The following is a 19194-nucleotide window of genomic DNA, read 5'->3' as shown; positions in this document are numbered from 1 at the left end:
GGGTTCAGAGAATCACGCCGCCGCCTTGTTCGGAGCGAAGCGGCCGTAGAAGGTTTCGCCCTTCGCGGCCATCTCCTCGAGGAGTTTCGGCGGGGTGAAGCGCGAGCCGTATTTCGCCTCCAGCTTGTGGCAAAGTTCGACGAATTTCTTCGTGCCCATGAAGTCGATGTAGGACAGCGTGCCACCGGTGAACGGCGCAAAGCCGAAGCCGAGGATCGAGCCGACATCCGCCTCGCGCGGATCGGTGATGACGTGGTCCTCCACCGTGCGCGCGGCTTCCACCGCCTGCACCACCAGGAAGCGCTGCTTCAACTCCTCGACGTCGAGCGTATCAGGGTCGAGTTGCTTGGGCTGCAGCGCAGACAAGCCGGGCCACAGGCTCTTCTGTCCCTTGCCCTTCTCGGGGTAGTCGTAAAAGCCCTTGCTGTTCTTGCGGCCCAGACGGCCCTGCTTCTCGACCATTTCCACCATCAGCTTCTTCTGATCGGGATTGATGGCGTTGGGGCCGAGGTCGGCTTCCGTCGCCTTCATGATCTTGAGCCCGAGGTCGAGCGCGACCTCGTCCGACAGCGAGAGCGGGCCGACCGGCATGCCGGCCATCTTGGCGCAGTTCTCGATCATCGCGGGCGGCACGCCTTCGAGGAACATCTCGTTGCCTTCGGCGACGTAGCGGCCGACGCAGCGATTGGCGAAGAAGCCGCGGCTGTCGTTGACGACGATCGGCGTCTTGCCGATCTGCCGGACGTAGTCGAGCGCGGTCGCGATCGCGAGATCGCCGGTGTTCTTGCCCTGGATGATCTCGACCAGCATCATCTTCTCCACCGGCGAGAAGAAGTGGATGCCGACGAACCTGCCCTGGTCCTTGAAGGATTCCGCCAGCGAGGTGATCGGAAGCGTCGAGGTGTTGGACGCGAAGATCACGTCCGGCTTCATATGCTCCTGCGCCTTGGCAAAGGTATCAGCCTTGACCTTGCGGTCCTCGAACACGGCTTCGATGACGAGATCGACGTCCTTCAGCGCGGAATAGTCCGCGGTCGGCGTAATGCGCGCGAGCAGGGCTTCTGCGTCGCCGGGCTTGGCGCGGCCCTTCTTGATCTGCTCCTCGATCACCTTTTGCGCATGCGCCTTGCCCTTGTCGGCGCTCTCCTGGTCGCGATCGATCAGGACGACGTCGAGGCCGGCACGGGCCGAGACATAGCCGACGCTCGCACCCATGAAGCCGGCGCCGATCACGGCGATCTTCTTCACCTTGGTCGGCGGCACATCCTTCGGACGGCGCGCACCCTTGTTCAATTCCTGCATCGACAGGAACAGGCTGCGGATCATCGCCGCCGCTTCCTTCGAGCGCAGCACCGAGGTGAAGTAGCGCGATTCCACCCGCAATGCGGCGTCGATCGGCAGCTGCAGGCCTTCATAGACGCAGCTCATGATCGCGCGTGCGGCCGGATAATTGTCGTAGGTCTCGCGGCGATAGATCGCATTGCCCGCGGGGAACATCATCATGCCGGCCTTGGAGAACACCGGGCCGCCCGGCAGCTTGAAGCCCTTCTCGTCCCAGGGCGCGACAGCCTTGCCGCCGCCCTTGATCCAGTCCTTTGCCGCCTTGACGAGATCGGCGGCGGGAACGATGGCGTGAATCAGATTCAGCGCCTTGGCTTTCTCGATCGTGACCGGATCGCCCTTGAGCAGGATCGTCATCGCGTCCTGCGGCGGCACTAGGCGCGGCACGCGCTGCGTGCCGCCGGCGCCCGGGAAGAGGCCGACCTTGACCTCGGGCAGGCCGAGGCGGGTCTTGGGATTCTCCGCCGCCACGCGATAGTGGCAGCACAGCGTGATCTCGAAACCGCCGCCGAGCGCGAGACCGTTGATCGCGGCCGCCCACGGCTTGCCGGAGGTCTCGATCGAGCGCAGCACCTGCGAGAAGCGCCGGCTCTGCTCGAACAGCATCTGGTTTGCCGCCGTCTCGCCCTGCTCCCCAAACACTTTTGCGTAGGCCTGGTTCATGCTTTCGAGCATGGACAGATCGGCACCCGCGCAGAACGCTTCCTTGGCGGAGGTGATAACGACGCCCTTCACTGCAGCATCCGCCGTGGTCGCCTTGACGATCGCGTCGAGCTCGCTGGTCGAGGTCTCGTCGAGCACGTTCATCGAACGGCCCGGGATGTCCCAGGTCACCAGCGCGATGCCGTCGGAATCGGTCTCGACCTTGAAGTTCTTGTAAGCCATGCTGGTTGCTCCTCGGTGCCGTCTTCGGCGCGGCGGTTGACGGTGATCTCGTAGGGTGGGCAAAGGCGCTCTTGCGCCGTGCCCACCATCATTCGCGAAGGCAGCAGTGGTGGGCACGCTTCGCTTTGCCCACCCTACGGGCTGCTCGTTACACCCGCTCGATGATGGTGGCGGTGCCCATGCCGCCGCCGATGCACAGCGTCACCAGCGCGGTCGACTTATTGGTGCGCTCGAGCTCGTCGAGCACGGTCCCGAGGATCATGGCACCGGTCGCGCCGAGCGGATGGCCGAGCGCGATGGCACCGCCATTGACGTTGATCTTGGCGTTGTCGATGTCGAAGGCCTGGATGTAGCGCAGCACGACGGAGGCGAAGGCCTCGTTGAGCTCGAACAGGTCGATGTCCGACTTCTTCATGCCGGAGCGCGCAAACAGCTTTTCGGTGACGTCGACCGGGCCGGTCAGCATCATCGCGGGCTCAGAGCCGATATTGGCGAAGGCGCGGATCTTTGCGCGCGGCTTCAGGCCGTACTTGCCGCCGGCTTCCTTGCTGCCGAGCAGAACCGCGCCGGCACCATCGACGATGCCCGACGAATTGCCGGCGTGGTGCACGTAATTGACGCGTTCGATTTCCGGATGCGACTGCACCGCGACGCCATCGAAGCCGCCCATCTGCGCCATCATCGTGAACGCCGGCTGCAACTGCGCCAGCGACTGCATCGTCGTCGAGGGACGCATATGCTCGTCCTTGGCGAGGATGGTGAGACCGTTGATGTCCTTCACCGGGACGACCGACTTGTCGAAGCGGCCTTCATCCCAGGACTTCGCCGCACGCTGCTGGCTCTGCACCGCATAGGCGTCGACGTCGTCGCGCGAGAAGCCGTATTTGGTCGCGATCAGATCGGCAGAGACCCCTTGCGGCATGAAATATGAGGGCACCGCCATCGACGGGTCCATCGGCCAGGCGCCGCCGGAGGCGCCGATGCCGACGCGGCTCATCGATTCGGCACCGCCGCCGATCACGAGCTCGTGCTGGCCGCTCATCACCTGGGCTGCGGCAAAATTCACGGCATCGAGGCCGGAGGCGCAGAAGCGGCTGATCTGCACGCCCGGCACGGCTTCGCCGAGGCCCGCCTTCAGCGCGGCAAAGCGCGCGATGTCGGAGCCCGCTTCGCCGACGGGATCGACCACGCCGAGAATGACGTCATCGACGGAATCTTCCGGCAGGTTGTTGCGGTCCTTGAGCGCCTTGAGCGGCACGGTCGCAAGCGCGAGCGCGGTGACCTCGTGCAGCGCGCCGTCCGCCTTGCCGCGACCGCGCGGGGTGCGGACGTGGTCGTAAATATAGGCATCTGCCATGGGAGCCTCCTGATTGCAGCTATTGGTCGCGACCGCCGCGCGGTCGCTATTATTGGTGGGGCGGAATCCTCAGAACGCTTCCGCCGGCAGTTCCATGATGGTGGCGCAGCCGGCCTGGATGCGCGCGAGATTGGCGGCGGTCTCCGGCAGCATCCGCTCCATGAAGAAGCGGCCGGTGACGAGCTTGGTCGAGAGATAGGGCGTCGTCCCGCTCTCGGCAATCTTGGCTTGCGTCACCTTCGCCATCTTCGCCCACATATAGCCGAGCGCGACGAAGCCGAAGAGATTCAGGTAATCGGTCGCGGCGGCACCTGCATTGTCGGGCTTGGCCATCGCGTTCTGCATCAGCCAGGTGGTGGCCTGCTGGAGATGGCCGAACGAAGTCGAGAGCGGGGTGATGAAAGGCTTCATCGCCTCGTCGCCGCCGTTCTCCTTGGCGAAGGCCATGACCTCGCCGAAGAACGCCATGATGGCGCGGCCGCCATCGCGCGGCAGCTTGCGCCCGACGAGGTCGAGCGCCTGGATGCCGTTGGCACCTTCGTAGATCATGGCGATGCGGGCGTCGCGCACGAACTGCTCCATGCCCTGCTCGGCGATGTAGCCGTGGCCGCCATACATCTGCTGCGCCTGCACCGCGTTGGCGAAGCCGTAATCGGTGAGGAAGCCTTTCAGCACCGGTGTCATCAAGCCCATGTGATCGTCGGCGGCCTGGCGGTCCTTGGGATCCTCGGAGCGATGGGCGACGTCGCTCTTCAGCGCGGTCCACATCACGAAGGCGCGCGCGGCCTCGTTGAAGGCGCGGATCGACAGCAGCGTGCGGCGCACGTCGGGATGGACGATGATCGGATCGGCCGGCTTGTCCGGCGCCTTGGCACCGGTGAGCGAACGGCCCTGGATGCGATCCCGGGCATAGGCGACCGCGTTCTGATAGGCGACTTCCGACTGCGCGAGACCCTGAACGGCGACGCCGAGGCGGGCCTCGTTCATCATCACGAACATGCCCTGCATGCCCTTGTTCTCTTCGCCGATCAGCCAGCCGACGGCGTTGTCGTAGTTCATCACGCAGGTGGAATTGCCGTGGATGCCCATCTTGTGCTCGATCGAGCCGCAGACCACACCGTTGCGCTGCCCCACCGAACCATCGGCATTGACCATGAATTTCGGCACCACGAACAGCGACACGCCCTTGATGCCGGCGGGCGCGCCCTCGATGCGGGCCAGCACGAGGTGGATGATGTTGGGCGCGAGGTCATGCTCGCCGGCCGAAATGAAGATCTTGGTGCCCGTGATCTTGAAGCTGCCGTCGGGCTGCCGCACCGCCTTGGTGCGGAGCATGCCAAGGTCCGTGCCGCAATGCGGCTCGGTCAAATTCATGGTGCCGGTCCACTCGCCCGCCACCATCTTCGGCACGTAGGTCTGCTTCTGCTCCGGCGTGCCGTGGACGATCAGCGCCGCGGTCGCGCCCATGGTGAGGCCGCCATACATCGAGAACGCCATGTTGGCGGAGATCTGGAATTCGTTGACGGCCTGCGAGAGCGTCACCGGCAGGCCCTGGCCGCCGAACTCGGTCGGCGCTGACAGGCCGAGCCAGCCGCCCTCGGCGACCTGCTTGAACGCCTCCTTGAATCCCTTTGGCGTGGTGACGCTGCCGTCATCGGCGCGCTTGCAGCCCTCGAGATCGCCCACGCGATTGAGCGGCTGCAGCACCTCTTCGGCAAGCTTGGCGGCTTCGCCCAAAATGGCTTCACGCACGTCGCTCGACGCATCGGAGAAGCCGGCCAGATTGTCGTAGCGATCGATCTGGAAGACGTCGTTGAGCAGGAAGTTCACGTCTTCGACGGGGGCTTTGTAGATCGGCATGGTGGTCTCCCGGCAGGCCTTGAAGTGATGATACTGGCTTAGGATTGAGCGGCTGCAAGCTGCTCCGCCATCAGGCGATGCAGCATGTTGATCGCCTTGAGCGGCCGCACCATCACCTTGAAATGCGTGATGCGCCCCTCCGGATCGAAGCTGATGATGTCGACGCCATTGATCTCGATGCCGTCGATGATGGTCTTGAATTCGAGCACCGCGCCGCGCTCACTCTTCCATTCGCCGACATAGGTGAAGCCGGGACCGCCGAGCACCTTCTCGGCGCTGACGAGATATTTGAAAGTGATGTCACGGCCGCGCTGCGGCGCGTGCACGACGGGGCTTTCGAAGATCGCGTCGGGATGGAGCAGGTCCCGGAGCGCTGCCCGGTCATGCGACTTCATGTAGCCGTACCAGGACTCGAGGCCGGTCATTCAGCTGCCTCCCTAAAGGCTTCGGCAAGAAAAACGCGAAAACAACCCCATGCACAGTAGCGCGAAGGTTGATTCCATTGGGGTTTTCGGGGCGGTGTTTGCCCTCGTTCTTGGATCACCTCATATGCACATTGACGCATATGCGCCGATGCGCATAAAGTCAAGCCAATTGGTCAAGGTCGAGAACAGGAGGACCGGGTCATGGCTTTGGGCGACGCAATCCTCGCATGCCTGACGGAACGTCCGATGACGGGCTACGAGCTCGCCAAGACATTCGATTCCTCGATCGGCTTCTTCTGGAAGGCCGACCACCAGCAGATCTACCGCGAGCTCTCCAAGCTGCGCGACCGCGGCTACATCCAGGGCCGCGAGGTCGTGCAGACGGGCAAGCCCAATAAACTGATCTATACGCTGACTCCGGAGGGCCGAACAGCGCTGCGGCACTGGGCTGCGCGGCCAAGCACGCCCCCTTCCATCAAGGACGACCTCCTGGTGCGGCTGCACGCGCTGGACAGCATCGGCCTCGAGCCGATGCGCACCGACCTGATGGCCCGGCTCGAACACCACCGCGATCGCCACGAGAACTACGAGCGCATCCTGAAGAAGCGCTTTCCGGAAGGGGCGGCGTCCGGCGTGCTCGACCTCGGTAATTTGCTGCTGCTTCAGCTCGGCGCCCGGCACGAGCAGATGGTCGCCGACTTCTGCGAGGAGGCTCTCGAGGCGCTGTCGGCAATGAGCGGCAAGGGCACGGTCGTGCCGCTGGAGGAAGGCAAGCGCGAGGGCAAGGGCTAGACCGGCTTCGGCGGTGCTCGTCGCCTCTCCCGCTTGCGGGAGAGGTCGCGCCGAAGGCGCGGGTGAGGGCTCTCTCATCTCGGGGGTTCTCGATTGTGGAAACACCCTCTCCCCAACCCTCCCCCGCAAGCGGGGGAGGGAGCGCACCTGCTCTCGTCCTGGAAGGCCGCCCAACTTTAAGACACCGTCAATGGGTTCCTTAACCCGTTATTTACCGTAACAGACAAAAGTCGGTTTTCGAGGCAGACGACCCGCGCCAAATCCGATTGTCTTTCAACCGGCACGCGAGGGGAGACTGGAGGCGCCGGGTGGGGCGCCGGAGTCGGGACCGGACAGAGTCATGAATTCGCGCGTATCGTGGAGTGTTGACGGCATCGATCCCTCCGTCCGGGAGCGGGCCGAAGCTGCTGCGCGTCGCGCCGGCATGTCACTCAACGATTGGCTGAACTCCACACTCGGCGAGACCGCGCCACCAAACTTTCGCGGACTGTACGACCAGCGTCCGCAAGCCCAGCACGTTCCGAGCCAAGTCCCGAGTCACGCACCGAGTCAGGTGCCGAGCCAGGAAAGCCGCGAAGTCGCCGACATCCACCAGCGGCTCGATGCCATCACCCAACAGATCGAACGAATTTCGAAGCCCGCGCCGCGGCAAGATTCTTCGCGACAAGATACTCCCCGACAAGACGTCTCGCGCGAGCAGGGCGTTGGCGTTGCGCGCCAGCTCAACGACGCGATCTCGCGGCTCGATGCTAGGCTGTCGCAAATCTCAAAGCCGCAGCAGGCTCCGGCACCGCGACAGGCCCCCGTTGAAATGCGCCAGCGCCAGGCCGATGCGGTCGAGCGCGCGGCAGCGCAGGTCTATCGCAGCTCACCGCCCTTGAGCCCCGCTTCGTTCGACGTCGCGGTCGCCGAGATCACGGCGCGGCAGAGCGAGCTCGACGGCTTTACGCCCAGGCAGATGCCGCCGCGCGCCGCGCCGCCGATCGCCCCTGCGGCAGCTTCTTACGCGCCCCCGATGGCGCCGCCCGTACCTGCCTACGCTCCGCCACCACCGCAGCCGGGGCCGGATTTCTCTGCGCTCGAGCGCCATCTGCTCAAGATCACGAGCCAGATCGAATCGCTCCAGCGCCCCGACAATACCGAGCAGGCGATCAACAGTTTCCGCAGCGAGCTTGCGGAGATCCGCAACGCCATCACCGAGGCGATGCCGCGCCGCGCGATCGAATCGATCGAGAACGAGATCCGCTCGCTGCATCGGCGCATCGACGAGACCCGTTCCAACGGCACCGACGGTCAGGTCCTGTCCGGGATCGAGCACGCGCTGTCCGAAATCAAGCAGGTGCTCCGCACGCTGACGCCGGCCGAGCAGCTCACCGGCTATGACGAGGCGATCCGCAATCTCGGGGCCAAGCTCGATCTGATCCTGCGCGCCAATGACGATCCCTCGACGGTCCGCCAGCTCGAAGGCGCGATCACGGCGCTGCGCGGCATCGTCTCCAACGTCGCCTCCAACGAAGCGCTGGCACGGCTCTCGGACGACGTGCAGCTGCTGTCGTCCAAGGTCGACCAGGTCACCCGTTCGTCCGGCCATGGCGACAGTTTTGCGGTGCTGGAGCAGCGCATCGCGGCGCTCACCGCCGCTCTGGAAACGCGCGAGCGCCCTCAGCCGTCCGAGAGCAGCGAGCAGCTCGAAAGCGCGATCCGTGCCCTGTCCGATCGTTTCGACCGCATGCAGGTCGGCAACGACTCGGCTTCGACCTTTGCTCATCTTGAACAGCGGGTCTCGTATCTGCTGGAGCGGCTCGAGGCCGCCTCCGATCCGCGCAACGGCAATTTCAGTCGCGTCGAGGACGGGCTGCACGACATTCTGCGCCACCTGGAGCGGCAGCAGGCGACCTATTCCGCGCTGGCCGAGAGCCGCAATTCCGCGCCGCCTGCCGAGTCCGGCATGGTCGATCTCGTCAAGCGCGAGCTCTCCGACATCCGCTTCAGCCAGGCCGAGACCAACCGGACCACCCAGGATTCACTGGAGGCCGTCCACAACGCACTCGGCCACGTCGTCGATCGTCTCTCGATGATCGAGGGCGATTTGCGCAATGTGCGCACCGCGCCGCCCGCCCCTGCGCCGATGCCGCAGCCAACGCCGATGGCTGCTCCCATGGAGACCGCGCCGATGGCGCGCGATCCACGGCCGCAGCAACAGCAGCATCCGACATACGATCCGAAGCCCGAGCTGCCCAATCCGGCCGCCGCGCAGGCGGCGCACGCCGCCTTCGCCGCCGCGCCGCGCGAATTCCACGCCGCCGCGCCGGCAGCGCCGCCGCCGATGCCGATGCCGATGCCGATGGCACCGCCGGTTCCGCCACGCGCGATCAGCGAAATCCTGGAGCCGCATACGGCGCCCACGCGCGCCGCGCTTGCGCCCGAACTGCCGCCGGATCATCCGCTCGAGCCGGGCACAAGGCCGGGTGCACGGCTTGCCACGCCGTCGGAGCGCATTGCTGCGTCCGAAAGCGCAATCAGCGACATCCCGGCCGCGCCCAAGGAGCCGGTGTCGTCGTCGAGCTTCATTGCCGCCGCGCGACGCGCCGCGCAGGCCGCCGCCGCGCAGCCGACCGAGAAACCGGCCCGTGGCGCCAAGGCCGCAATTGCCCGCGCCAAGGACAAGGGCCAGGAAGGTGGCTCGACCATCACCTCGAAGATCCGCTCGCTGCTGGTTGGCGCAAGCGTGGTCGTGATCGTGCTCGGCACCTTCAAGATGGCGATGAACCTGCTCGATGGCAGCCCGTCGCCGACGCCGCAGGCGATGGAGAATTCGTCGCCCGCACCCGCACCGCAGGCCCCGCCGCCGGTGGAGAACAAGCCCGCCACGCCCGAGCAGGTCACGCCGTCGATGACCTCGCCGACCCCGATCGGGCGGCAATCCCAGAACAATGCCGCGCCGGCTCCCGCCGGCAGTTCGGGCAACTCAGCCTCGGTCGAAATTCCGCCGGTGCCTGCCGCAGCGCCGCAGCCGGCCTCCAGCGACATCACCGGCGCGCTGTCGGGCACGAGCCGCACGAAACTCGCGACGATCCAGGTGCCGCCGAGCGAAAAGCTGCCGGACGGCATCGGTGGCCCCGGCTTGCGTACCGCCGCGATGAAGGGCGATGCGACCGCGGCCTACGAGATCGGCGTGCGCTTTGCCGAGGGCAAGGGCGTGGCCGCGAATTACGACGAAGCCGCCAAATGGTACGACCGCGCGGCGCAGGCCGGCGTGGTGCCCGCGACCTTCCGCCTCGGGACACTCTACGAAAAGGGTCTCGGCGTGAAGAAGGACGCCGACATCGCCCGCCGCTACTACACGCAGGCGGCCGAGCGCGGCAACGCCAAGGCGATGCACAATCTCGCGGTGCTCGACGCCGACGGCGGCGGACGCGGCGCCAACTACAAGAGCGCGGCACTGTGGTTCCGGAAGGCCGCCGACCGCGGCGTCGCCGACAGCCAGTTCAACCTCGGCATTCTCTATGCCCGCGGCATCGGTGTGGAGCAGAACCTCGCCGAGTCCTACAAATGGTTTACCCTCGCCGCCGCCCAGGGCGACGCGGACGCAGCAACCAAGCGCGACGACGTCGCCAAGCGTCTCGACCCGCAATCGCTCGCCGCCGCCAAGCTCGCGATCCAGACCTTCAGCGCCGAGCCGCAGCCCGACGACGCCGTCAACGTTGCGGCCCCGAATGGCGGCTGGGACAGCGCCCCGCAGGCCAACGCGAAGCCTGCGCCGAAGCCGGTTGCCGCCAAGCGCGCGGCGTCGGCGGTGCGCTGAGAGCGGCCGCTCAATCGTCTCTTAGGAAAAATCCCACCTGGTCGTCCTGGCGAAAGCCAGGACCCATTACCACAAGCAGCCGTTGTTGAAGGACGCTGTGGCCACAGCCTGCCGCGATAGCAACCAGTCGGGATGATGGGTCCTGGCTTTCGCCAGGACGACATCGGAGGAGCCACGGCGCCTCGATCACCCTCCTCACCCCCATTCACCACGCCCGAAATTCCTGGTCCCGCCCGCCGTCGAATTCCGCTATTGAAGGGCGCGGCAATCGTTCTGCCCTCCTGCGAGCATTCCGCGCAATCGATCCGTCTCGCGAGAAGCGTGGTCTCTCGATGCAGCTCTATCTCCCGATCGCCGATCTTCCGGTCAACGTCTTCCTCGTGCTGGCGATGGGCGCGGCGGTCGGCTTCGTCTCCGGCATGTTCGGAATCGGCGGCGGCTTCCTGATGACGCCGCTTCTGATCTTCATCGGCATCACGCCGGCGGTCGCGGTCGCCTCTGTCGCGAGCCACATCGCCGCCTCGTCCTTTTCCGGCGCGCTCGCCTATTGGCGGCGGCGTGCGATCGATCCGGCGCTGGCGAGCGTGCTGTTGTGCGGCGGCGTCACCGGGACGGCGCTTGGCGTGTGGACCTTCACGCAGCTGCGCGCGCTCGGCCAGCTCGATCTGATGATCGCACTGTCCTACGTCGTGCTGCTCACCACCGTCGGCAGCCTGATGTTCTCCGAAGGCCTGCGTGCCCTGATGCGGACCCGGCGTGGCGCGGTGCCGCCGCGACGCACGCATAACTGGATCCATGGCCTGCCGCTGAAGATGCGGTTCAAGCGCTCCAAGATCTACCTCTCGGTGATCCCGGTCGTGATCGTCGGCATCGTGATCGGCTTCATCGGCGCCATCATGGGCATCGGCGGCGGCTTCATCCTGGTGCCGATCATGATCTATCTACTGCGGGTGCCGACTTCGACGGTGATCGGCACCTCGATGGTCCTGACGCTGGTCACGATGTTGTTTGCGACCCTGCTGCACGCGGTGACAAATCATCTGGTCGATGCGGTGCTGGCGCTGATCCTGATGGTCGGCGGCGTCACCGGCGCCCAATTCGGCGCACGCGCCGGCCAGAAGATTCGCGGCGAGCAATTGCGGCTGCTGCTTGGCCTCTTGATCCTCTCGGTCGGTGTTCGTTTCGCGATCGAGCTGGTGATCCGGCCCGAAGACCTCTTCACCATCCGCGAACTGGGGGTGAACGGATGATGCGCGCAGCTCTCGCGGTCCTGCTCGTTCTGCTGCTCGGCTCCGCTGCACGCGCCGAGCGGCTGATCGTGTCGGTCTCCAACCATCGCGTCACGGTGACGCCGAACTATTCCGGCGAGGAGCTGGTGCTGTTCGGCTCGGTCGAGAAGGACGGCTCCACGCCCGTCGACCGCAAGACCTACGATCTCCTCGTCACCGTGATGGGCCCGCGCGCCGACATGGTGACGCGGCGCAAGGAGCGCACGTTCGGGATCTGGATCAACACCGACTACCGCCAGTTCCTGGAGGTGCCGAGCTATCTCGCGCTGTTCGCCAACCGCTCCTTCGATGTCATTACCTCGCCCGAGATCGCGCGGCGCCAGCAGATCGGGCTCAACAACGTACTTCTGACCCAACGCGTCAGCGGCGACTATGCCGACGTGGTGCCGAACGACGCGTTCCGCTCCGCCTTCATCCGCCTGCGCACCCAGCGCGGTCTCTACCGCGAGGATCCGAGCGCGGTGACGTTCCTGACACCGACCCTGTTCCGCACCGGCATTCCACTGCCGGCGGAGGTGCCGATCGGCACCTATGAGGTGGAGATCAAGCTGTTTGCCGACGGCGCGTTCATTGGCAAGACCGAGACCGCCTTCGAGATCGTCAAGGTCGGCTTCGAGCAGTTCGTCGCCACCACCGCCCGGCAGAACGGGTTGATCTACGGACTGGTTACGGCGGCGATGGCGCTGATGACGGGCTGGATGGCGTCGATCGTTTTCAGGAAGGATTAGCCGCCGTCATTGCGAAGCGCAGCCGCTCTCTCCGAGTCGTCCTGGCGAAGGCCAGGACCCATAACCACAGACAGTCGTGATTACGGGGATTCGGAGTTACCACTAAGCGTCGAACTGCTCCCTGGGGTAATGGGTCCTGGCTTTCGCCAGGACGACGCCGGGGGAGCTCACGGCGCCTGCACCACCGTGGGCACGCCGGGCTCCAGCAATCGCAACCGCGTCCCGAAGCCGAGCACGTCAAACGTCTTGCGCAGATCCTCGCTGTTCTGGCGGAAATGCGCCCAGCCCTCCGTATGAACCGGCACGATCATCGCGTCGGGGAAGGCGCGTGCGGTTTCGATGGTGTCGTTGGTGTCCATGGTGAGATGGAACGGGCCGCGCGTTTGCGCGGCGCCGGCGAAAGGCATCACCACGCCGCATTTGAAGCGGCGCGCGACCTCGGCGACGCCGTCGAACCAGGTGGTGTCGCCGCTGATATAGACCGAGGTGGTGTCGGTCCGGCTCGACGACACCACGAAGCCGATGACGTCGCCTGACAGCGGCTCGATGCCGGCCGGGCCGTGGCGCGCGGGTGTCGCCGTGATCGTCAGCGTGTTGCCGTCACCGTCTTTCAGATGCGAGGTCGCCCATGGCGCGAGGCCCTCGACGTGGCCGCCCAGGCGCTTGGCGCCGGCCTCAGTCGTCAGCGCGCGCGGCGCTCTAAGCAGATAGTCGCGGCCGGAATTATCGAGATTGTCGGAATGCTGGTCGTGGCTGAGCAGGACCGCGTCGACCGGGCCGATTGCGTCGGCCTTGAGCGCAGGGCCGATCGTCTTCTCCAGCTTGACGTGCGGCAGTTGATAGGCGCCCGGCGCATCGAAGGTCGGGTCAGTGAGCAGGCGAAAGCCATCGATCTCGATCAGCGCAGTGGGACCGCCGATCAGGGTGATGGAAATGGGCATGATGGACTCCTGTTACGAGACGAATTTGGCGGGCCGCGTCACCAGGTAGATGCCAAGTGCGACCGGGATGATTCCGAGCAGATCGCGCGCCTCGACGTGCTCGCCAAGCACGATGAAGGCGAACAGCATGCCGAGCGGCGGCATCAGGAAATGATAGGCACTGGCGGCCGTCGCGCCACACACTTTCAGGAGATGAAACCAGAGCCAGTAGGCGAGGATCGAGCCGCCGAGCACGAGGAAGGCGAAGGCGCCGATCAGGCCCGGCGTGACGTCGATGGCACGAAGATCGGCGAAGGTCAGCGCGACCGGCGTCAGCACGAAGCCGGCGGCGAGATTCTGCACGCCATTGCCGATCCATAGACTTCCCTTCGGGGCGAGCAGCTTGAACAAAATGGTGCCGGCAACGAGGGAGGCGAGCGAGGCCAGCGTGAACACGATGCCGTGCAGCGAGTCGGTGCCGACGGACAGGCGATGCCAGACGATCAAGGTCACGCCGATGATGCCGAGCAGGAGGCCGCTCGCCTTGCGCCAGGTCATGCCTTCGCCGAGCAGCAGCGCGGCGAGGCCCGCCGTGAACACCGGATTGGCCGACACGATCAGGCCGCCGAGGCCGGCGGAGACCGATTGCAGGCCGGTGTAGCCGAGGCCCAGATAGAGCGCGTTGTTGGCGACGCCGAGAACGGCGAAGATCGCGGCATCGCGCCAGGACAGCGACCAGTCGTCGCCGCGGGCCAGCGTGGCACCGAGGATCAAGATGCCGGCGAGCGAAAAGCGCGCAGCGAGCAGGATCAGCGGTGGGCAATGGGTGACGCCGATCTTGCCGGCGACGAAGGCGTAGCTCCAGAGCAGGCAGAACAGGCCGATCGCAAGCGGCAGCGCGTTGAAGCGGCTGCGGGGAACGGCAAGCGAGGGGGCGAGCGACATGAGGGACATTCTCCTGTGCCCTCGATCTAGGGACCCGGCTTGTCATTTGGAAATTAAATGATTAACTTACCATCAGTGGATTTTCGAATGGAGGCGCCCATGCTCGATCTGGAGCTCCTGCGCAGCTTCGTCTCGGTGGTCGATGCCGGCGGCTTCACTCGCGCCGGCGAGCGCGTCCATCGCACCCAGTCGACCGTCAGCCAGCAGATCAAGCGGCTGGAGGAGGATGTCGGCCAGGTCCTGCTGCATCGCGACGGCAAGGACGTGCGCCCGACGGAGGCCGGCGAACGGTTGCTGTCCTATGCGCGGCGGCTGTTGTCGCTTGCGGAAGAGGCCCGCGACGTGCTGCGCCAGCCCGACGGCGAAGGCGCGATCCGGCTCGGCATCCCCGAGGATTTCGCGGCGTATCGGCTGGCGAAACTGCTCGGCGCCTTCTCACGCTCGCATCCGGGGCTTCGGCTCGATGTGCGCGCCGACCAGAGCAAGAACCTGTCGCGCGACCTCGATCGCGGCGAACTGGATCTGGCGCTGTTCAAGCGCGAGGCCGGCGCGAAGGGCGCGATCGCGGTGTGGCCGGAGCAGGTGCACTGGGTCACCAGCAAGAGCCACCCGATCCACGCCGATGTCGCCTCGGTGCCGCTGATCGGCTTTCCGCTCGGCTGCCTCTACCGCGCCGGCGCCATCCACGCGCTGGAAAGTGCGGGCCGGCCCTGGCACATGTCCTATACGTCTTCGAGCCTCGCCGGCATCCAGGCCGCGGTCGCCGCCGGCATGGGCTTGAGCATCCTGTCGGAGATGGCGATCCAGTCCGACCACCGCGTGCTGACCGCGAAGGACGGCTTTGCGCCGATCAACCGAACCGAGGTGGCGCTGATGGCCGCGCCGGGCGCGAGCCCCGCGACCCTGCGGCTCGCCGATCGGCTCGCGGAGTTCTGCGACGACGTGCAGGCGAAGGCGGCGTAAATCGTTGCGATAGTCGCGATCTGTCGCCGCGACACCGGTGCGTTCCCTCCCCCCTTGTGGGGGAGGGTTAGGGAGAGGGGTACCACACGGGGACTCTCTCGAGGAGCGCGCGCGGCACGAGCGCAGATGGATAGACCTTTTCCTGGGCTACCCCCCTCCCCTGCCCTCCCCCACAAGGGGGGAGGGAGCGCAGTTGTGCACGTGGTGAGAGTGTTCAGCCCCGATTGAAGCGATAGCTAATCAATAACACCGTGACGCGGCGATCGCGTGGACGCGGCGGTCGCCGAGCAAATGCGCGACAAAACCGTTCTTCGGAAAGATTTTTGCAAACGCCACATCGCGGATGCTGAGGCCGCCGGCATAGGCGCCGAAGGCGGGCATCACGGCGCGCTCGCCGTCAGAGGCGAAGCAGCGGCGCTCCATCGAGCGGCCACGCGCGGAGACGCGGGCCTTGGGATGGAGATGGCCGGCGATCTCGCCGCATGCGCCGGTCGGCTCGTGGCGGAAGGTGATCGGGCCGATCGCGACTTCGTCGGCGACCGTGCCGCCGAGATCGCTCGGCAGCATCGGATCGTGGTTGCCCGAGATCCAGATCCAGTCGCGGCCAGCCTGCAAGGCGGCGACCGCGTCGCGATCCTCCGTCGACAGCCGTCCGTGCGCGGTGCGATCGTGAAAACTGTCGCCGAGCGCGATGACGATTCGCGGATCATGGCGGGAGATGACAGCAGCGAGCCGGCCAAGGGTCGCGATGGTGTCGTAAGGCGGCAGCAGCACGCCGCGCATGGCGAAGCTGGAACCTTTTTCCAGATGCAGGTCGGAGACGACGAGCAGGCGCTGCTCTTCCCAGAACAGCGCGCCGGAGAGATCGGCGATGAACGGAATACCTACGACGTCAACGCTGCGCGTCGTCGTAACCGAAATTGCCACTTGCTCCGTCATGGCCGGGCTTGTCCCGGCCATCCACGTTCTTGCCACGGAGACAAAGACGTGGATGCCCGGGTCAAGCCCGGGCATGACGGTGTGGATGGATCAGCGCGCCTCACTGGAAAATTCTCTATCCCATCGCCTCTTTGACGAGCTCGTCGGCGGCTTCGGCCAGGAGCTCGTCTCCTGCTTCGCCATAGACTGACTCGCGGCCGATTTCCAGCATCACGGGGACCGCGAGCGGCGAGACGCGATCGAGTTCCCGGTGCGTGATGCGGCCCTGGATGCGGGTGAGCATGTCGCTGAGCCGACGCAGATCGAGCAGGCCAGTGGCGGCATCGGCCCGCGCGGCACGTAACAGCACGTGGTCGGCCTGGTGTTTTCGCAAGACGTCGTAGACGAGATCGGTCGAGAACAGCACCTGGCGGCGGCTCTTCTCCTCGCCGGTGTGCCGGCGCGCGATCAGGCCGGAGATGATCGCGCAATTGCGGAACGTGCGCTTCATCAGCGCGGATTCGGCAAGCCATGCTTCGAGATCGTCGCCGAGCATGTCGGGATCGAACAGCGTGTCGAGGTCGATCCTGCCGTCCCGGATCATGGCGGACATGTCGCCGAGCGCCCAGACCGCGATCGCATATTCGTTGGCGACGAAGCCGAGCGGCCGAGCGCGGGCGCGCTCCAGCCGGCGCGTCAACAGCATGCCGAGCGTCTGGTGCGCGAGACGGCCCTCGAAGGGGTAGCAGACGATGTAATGCTTGTTGGCGCGAGGAAAACTCTCGACCAGTAGCTCGCGCACCGCCGGCACGCGTGAGACGTCCTTTTGCAGCGACAGCCAGTCGCGCACCTGCTCCGGCAAGGCGCCCCACGCCCGCCCGTCGTCGAGCAAGCGGCGAACGCGTTCGGCCAGATAGGTCGAGAGCGGAAACTTGCCGCCCATATAGGACGGCACTTTCGGGTCCTTGTCGTTGGCGCGCGAGACATAGACCTGATCCTCGACCAGCGTCTCGTAGCGCACCACCTCGCCCGAGAACACGAAGGTGTCGCCGGGCGAGAGGCCTTCGATGAAGGCTTCCTCGATCTCGCCGAGCAGCCTGCCGCCGCGCGCGATCACGCCTGTCGATCCGCCTGCTTTTCCTTGACCACCGCCGCGCGAGCGCACCAGCCGCACCTTCAGCATGTCATCCTCGATGATGGTGCCGACATTCATCCGGTAGCTCTGCCGGACCTTCGGATTGGCGACGCGCCAGCGCCCTTCCTTGTCTTGCTTGATGCGCGCGAAGCGCTCATAGGTCTTCAGCGCGTAGCCGCCGGAGGCAACGAAATCGACCACGTCGTCGAAATCCTGCCGCGTGAGATCGGCATAGGGCGCGGCGGTGCGCACTTCGTCGTAGAGCTCGTCTGAGAAAAACGGCTCGCCGCAGGCGCAGCCGAGCACGTGCTGCGCCAGCACGTCGAGCGCACCGATGCGCAGCGGCGGCGTGTCCTGCGCATTCTCCGCGATGGCGTCGATCGCGACGCGGCACTCCAGCACCTCGAAGCGGTTCGCGGGCACCAGCACCGCGCGCGAGGCTTCGTCGAGCCGGTGGTTGGCGCGGCCGATGCGCTGCATCAGGCGCGAGGAACCCTTGGGCGCGCCGATATTGACGACGAGATCGACGTCGCCCCAGTCGACGCCAAGGTCGAGCGAGGAGGTGCAGACCACGCCGCGCAAGCGTCCCGCCGACATCGCGTCCTCGACCTTGCGGCGCTGGGCGACGTCGAGTGAGCCGTGATGCAGCGCGATGGCAAGGTTGTCGTCGTTCATGCTCCAGAGATTCTGGAACAGCATCTCGGCCTGGCTGCGGGTGTTGACGAAAACCAGCGTGGTCTTGTTCGCCTTGATCAGCTCGTAGATCTCGGGAAGCGCATGGCGCGCGCTGTGGCCGGCCCAGGGCAGGCGTTCGCGCGTGTCCATCATCTCGACCAGCGGCGGCGCGGCGCCGCCGGCGACGACGATGTCGGCCGCCGCTTCCTTGCCGCCGGGCTGCGGCACCAGGAAGCGCGCCAGCGATTCCGGCTCGGCCACGGTCGCCGACAGGCCGATCGCGCGCATCTGCGGCGCCAATCGCCACAGCCGCGCCAGGCCGAGCGACAGCAGATCGCCGCGCTTGGACGTCACCAGCGCATGCAGCTCGTCGAGCACGATGCGCTTCAGCGAGGAGAACAGGAAAGGCGCGTCATCAGAGGACAGCAGCAGGGCAAGCTGCTCCGGCGTCGTCAGCAAAATGTCCGGCGGATAGCGCCGCTGCCGCTGCCGCCGCGAGGTCGGCGTGTCGCCGGTACGGGTCTCGATCTTGATCGGCAGCGCCATCTCGGCGACCGGACGCTCGAGGTTGCGCGCGATATCGACGGCGAGCGCCTTGAGCGGCGAGATGTAGAGCGTGTGCAGGCCGCCGCTGCGTTGCAGGCTGCGGCCGGTGGAGACAACCGATTTCGCCGAAGCTTTGGGCGCAGAGCTCAGCTCGACCAGCGTCGGCAAAAATCCCGCCAGCGTCTTGCCGGCGCCGGTGGGCGCGATCAGCAATGCGGACCGGTCCTCGCGCGATTTCTCCAGCAGCGCCAATTGATGCGCGCGCGGCGACCAGCCGCGGGCTGCGAACCACGCCTGGAAGTGGTCGGGCAACAGCGCGGCAGGCTCGGCCGGGATTTTGCGGATGCGGGGCGGCACGGCATCACAGGTAAGCCGTGGGGGTGGGTTCGTCGAGGGGGCTTACTTCGCCTCTCCCCGCTTGCGGGGAGAGGCCGGCGCGAAGCGACGGGTGAGGGGGAGCATCCGCAAGGGCAACTGCTGCCGTCCCCGCGGAGGGGGGGGGGGGCCCCCCCCCCCCCCCCCCCCCCCGGGGGGGGGGGGGGGGGGGGGGGGCCCCCCTCCACGAGCTCAGCTGGCGGAGAGTCCCCCTCACCCGCATCGCTGTGCGATG

Annotated in this window: 13 protein-coding genes; 5 read left to right on the top strand and 8 right to left on the bottom strand. The window is 66.1% G+C overall.

Annotated elements, in window-relative coordinates:
- Positions 1 to 12: 12 nt before the first annotated feature.
- The 4 genes from AC0L2J_RS26795 to AC0L2J_RS26780 form a co-directional block, all read right to left on the bottom strand.
- Entirely contained in the window at positions 13 to 2226 is a 2214-nt protein-coding gene (locus tag AC0L2J_RS26795; protein WP_473395036.1) for an FAD-dependent oxidoreductase, read from the bottom strand.
- Between the two features lie 148 nt (positions 2227 to 2374).
- A complete protein-coding gene (locus AC0L2J_RS26790) occupies positions 2375 to 3583 on the bottom strand; it encodes an acetyl-CoA C-acetyltransferase (protein WP_473395035.1) in 1209 nt (402 codons plus the stop codon).
- Between the two features lie 69 nt (positions 3584 to 3652).
- A complete protein-coding gene (locus AC0L2J_RS26785) occupies positions 3653 to 5443 on the bottom strand; it encodes an acyl-CoA dehydrogenase C-terminal domain-containing protein (protein WP_473395034.1) in 1791 nt (596 codons plus the stop codon).
- A 38-nt stretch (positions 5444 to 5481) separates the two neighbouring features.
- On the bottom strand, positions 5482 to 5868 hold the full coding sequence (locus tag AC0L2J_RS26780) for a nuclear transport factor 2 family protein (RefSeq protein WP_473395033.1): 387 nt from the start codon (positions 5866 to 5868) through the stop codon (positions 5482 to 5484).
- Between the two features lie 201 nt (positions 5869 to 6069).
- Here AC0L2J_RS26780 and AC0L2J_RS26775 point away from each other — a divergent pair, with 201 nt between their 5' ends.
- From AC0L2J_RS26775 to AC0L2J_RS26760, 4 genes are all read left to right on the top strand, one after another.
- Entirely contained in the window at positions 6070 to 6660 is a 591-nt protein-coding gene (locus AC0L2J_RS26775) for a PadR family transcriptional regulator (protein WP_473395032.1), read from the top strand.
- Between the two features lie 340 nt (positions 6661 to 7000).
- Entirely contained in the window at positions 7001 to 10465 is a 3465-nt protein-coding gene (locus tag AC0L2J_RS26770; protein ID WP_473395031.1) for a tetratricopeptide repeat protein, read from the top strand.
- A gap of 332 nt (positions 10466 to 10797) precedes the next feature.
- Positions 10798 to 11715, top strand: coding sequence for a sulfite exporter TauE/SafE family protein (locus AC0L2J_RS26765; protein WP_063994557.1), 918 nt, complete (start codon positions 10798 to 10800; stop codon positions 11713 to 11715).
- On the top strand, positions 11712 to 12482 hold the full coding sequence (locus AC0L2J_RS26760) for a TIGR02186 family protein (protein WP_473395030.1): 771 nt from the start codon (positions 11712 to 11714) through the stop codon (positions 12480 to 12482). The genes AC0L2J_RS26765 and AC0L2J_RS26760 overlap by 4 nt, the downstream gene beginning before the upstream one ends.
- A 167-nt stretch (positions 12483 to 12649) precedes the next feature.
- Here the strand turns inward: AC0L2J_RS26760 and AC0L2J_RS26755 are convergent, their stop codons facing one another.
- Positions 12650 to 13423 carry an MBL fold metallo-hydrolase gene (locus tag AC0L2J_RS26755; RefSeq protein WP_473395029.1) on the bottom strand — a complete coding sequence of 258 codons (774 nt, stop codon included), beginning with the start codon at positions 13421 to 13423 and terminating at the stop codon, positions 12650 to 12652.
- A gap of 12 nt (positions 13424 to 13435) precedes the next feature.
- On the bottom strand, positions 13436 to 14347 hold the full coding sequence (locus AC0L2J_RS26750) for a DMT family transporter (protein WP_473395028.1): 912 nt from the start codon (positions 14345 to 14347) through the stop codon (positions 13436 to 13438).
- Between the two features lie 99 nt (positions 14348 to 14446).
- On the opposite strand from AC0L2J_RS26750, the gene AC0L2J_RS26745 reads away from it, so the two are divergent.
- A complete protein-coding gene (locus AC0L2J_RS26745) occupies positions 14447 to 15310 on the top strand; it encodes a LysR family transcriptional regulator (RefSeq protein ID WP_473395027.1) in 864 nt (287 codons plus the stop codon).
- A gap of 240 nt (positions 15311 to 15550) precedes the next feature.
- Here the strand turns inward: AC0L2J_RS26745 and pdeM are convergent, their stop codons facing one another.
- Both pdeM and AC0L2J_RS26735 read right to left on the bottom strand, forming a co-directional pair.
- A complete protein-coding gene (pdeM, locus tag AC0L2J_RS26740; RefSeq protein ID WP_473395026.1) occupies positions 15551 to 16249 on the bottom strand; it encodes a ligase-associated DNA damage response endonuclease PdeM in 699 nt (232 codons plus the stop codon).
- A 115-nt stretch (positions 16250 to 16364) separates the two neighbouring features.
- On the bottom strand, positions 16365 to 18941 hold the full coding sequence (locus AC0L2J_RS26735; protein ID WP_473395025.1) for a ligase-associated DNA damage response DEXH box helicase: 2577 nt from the start codon (positions 18939 to 18941) through the stop codon (positions 16365 to 16367).
- Positions 18942 to 19194 lie beyond the last annotated feature (253 nt).

The sequence above is a fragment of the Bradyrhizobium sp. MV1.5 genome, from assembly GCF_055807615.1.
The sequence above is the reverse complement of the archived record's forward strand: the minus strand, read 5'-3'. Positions and strand labels throughout refer to the sequence as shown.

Excerpts from the sequence above, each read along its gene's own strand:
- AC0L2J_RS26795 (WP_473395036.1), bottom strand. The coding sequence starts at position 2,226 with ATGGCTTACAAGAACTTCAAGGTCGAGACCGATTCCGACGGCATCGCG.
- AC0L2J_RS26790 (WP_473395035.1), bottom strand. The coding sequence starts at position 3,583 with ATGGCAGATGCCTATATTTACGACCACGTCCGCACCCCGCGCGGTCGC.
- AC0L2J_RS26785 (WP_473395034.1), bottom strand. The coding sequence starts at position 5,443 with ATGCCGATCTACAAAGCCCCCGTCGAAGACGTGAACTTCCTGCTCAAC.
- AC0L2J_RS26780 (WP_473395033.1), bottom strand. The coding sequence starts at position 5,868 with ATGACCGGCCTCGAGTCCTGGTACGGCTACATGAAGTCGCATGACCGG.
- AC0L2J_RS26775 (WP_473395032.1), top strand. The coding sequence starts at position 6,070 with ATGGCTTTGGGCGACGCAATCCTCGCATGCCTGACGGAACGTCCGATG.
- AC0L2J_RS26770 (WP_473395031.1), top strand. The coding sequence starts at position 7,001 with ATGAATTCGCGCGTATCGTGGAGTGTTGACGGCATCGATCCCTCCGTC.
- AC0L2J_RS26765 (WP_063994557.1), top strand. The coding sequence starts at position 10,798 with ATGCAGCTCTATCTCCCGATCGCCGATCTTCCGGTCAACGTCTTCCTC.
- AC0L2J_RS26760 (WP_473395030.1), top strand. The coding sequence starts at position 11,712 with ATGATGCGCGCAGCTCTCGCGGTCCTGCTCGTTCTGCTGCTCGGCTCC.
- AC0L2J_RS26755 (WP_473395029.1), bottom strand. The coding sequence starts at position 13,423 with ATGCCCATTTCCATCACCCTGATCGGCGGTCCCACTGCGCTGATCGAG.
- AC0L2J_RS26750 (WP_473395028.1), bottom strand. The coding sequence starts at position 14,347 with ATGTCGCTCGCCCCCTCGCTTGCCGTTCCCCGCAGCCGCTTCAACGCG.
- AC0L2J_RS26745 (WP_473395027.1), top strand. The coding sequence starts at position 14,447 with ATGCTCGATCTGGAGCTCCTGCGCAGCTTCGTCTCGGTGGTCGATGCC.
- pdeM (WP_473395026.1), bottom strand. The coding sequence starts at position 16,249 with ATGACGGAGCAAGTGGCAATTTCGGTTACGACGACGCGCAGCGTTGAC.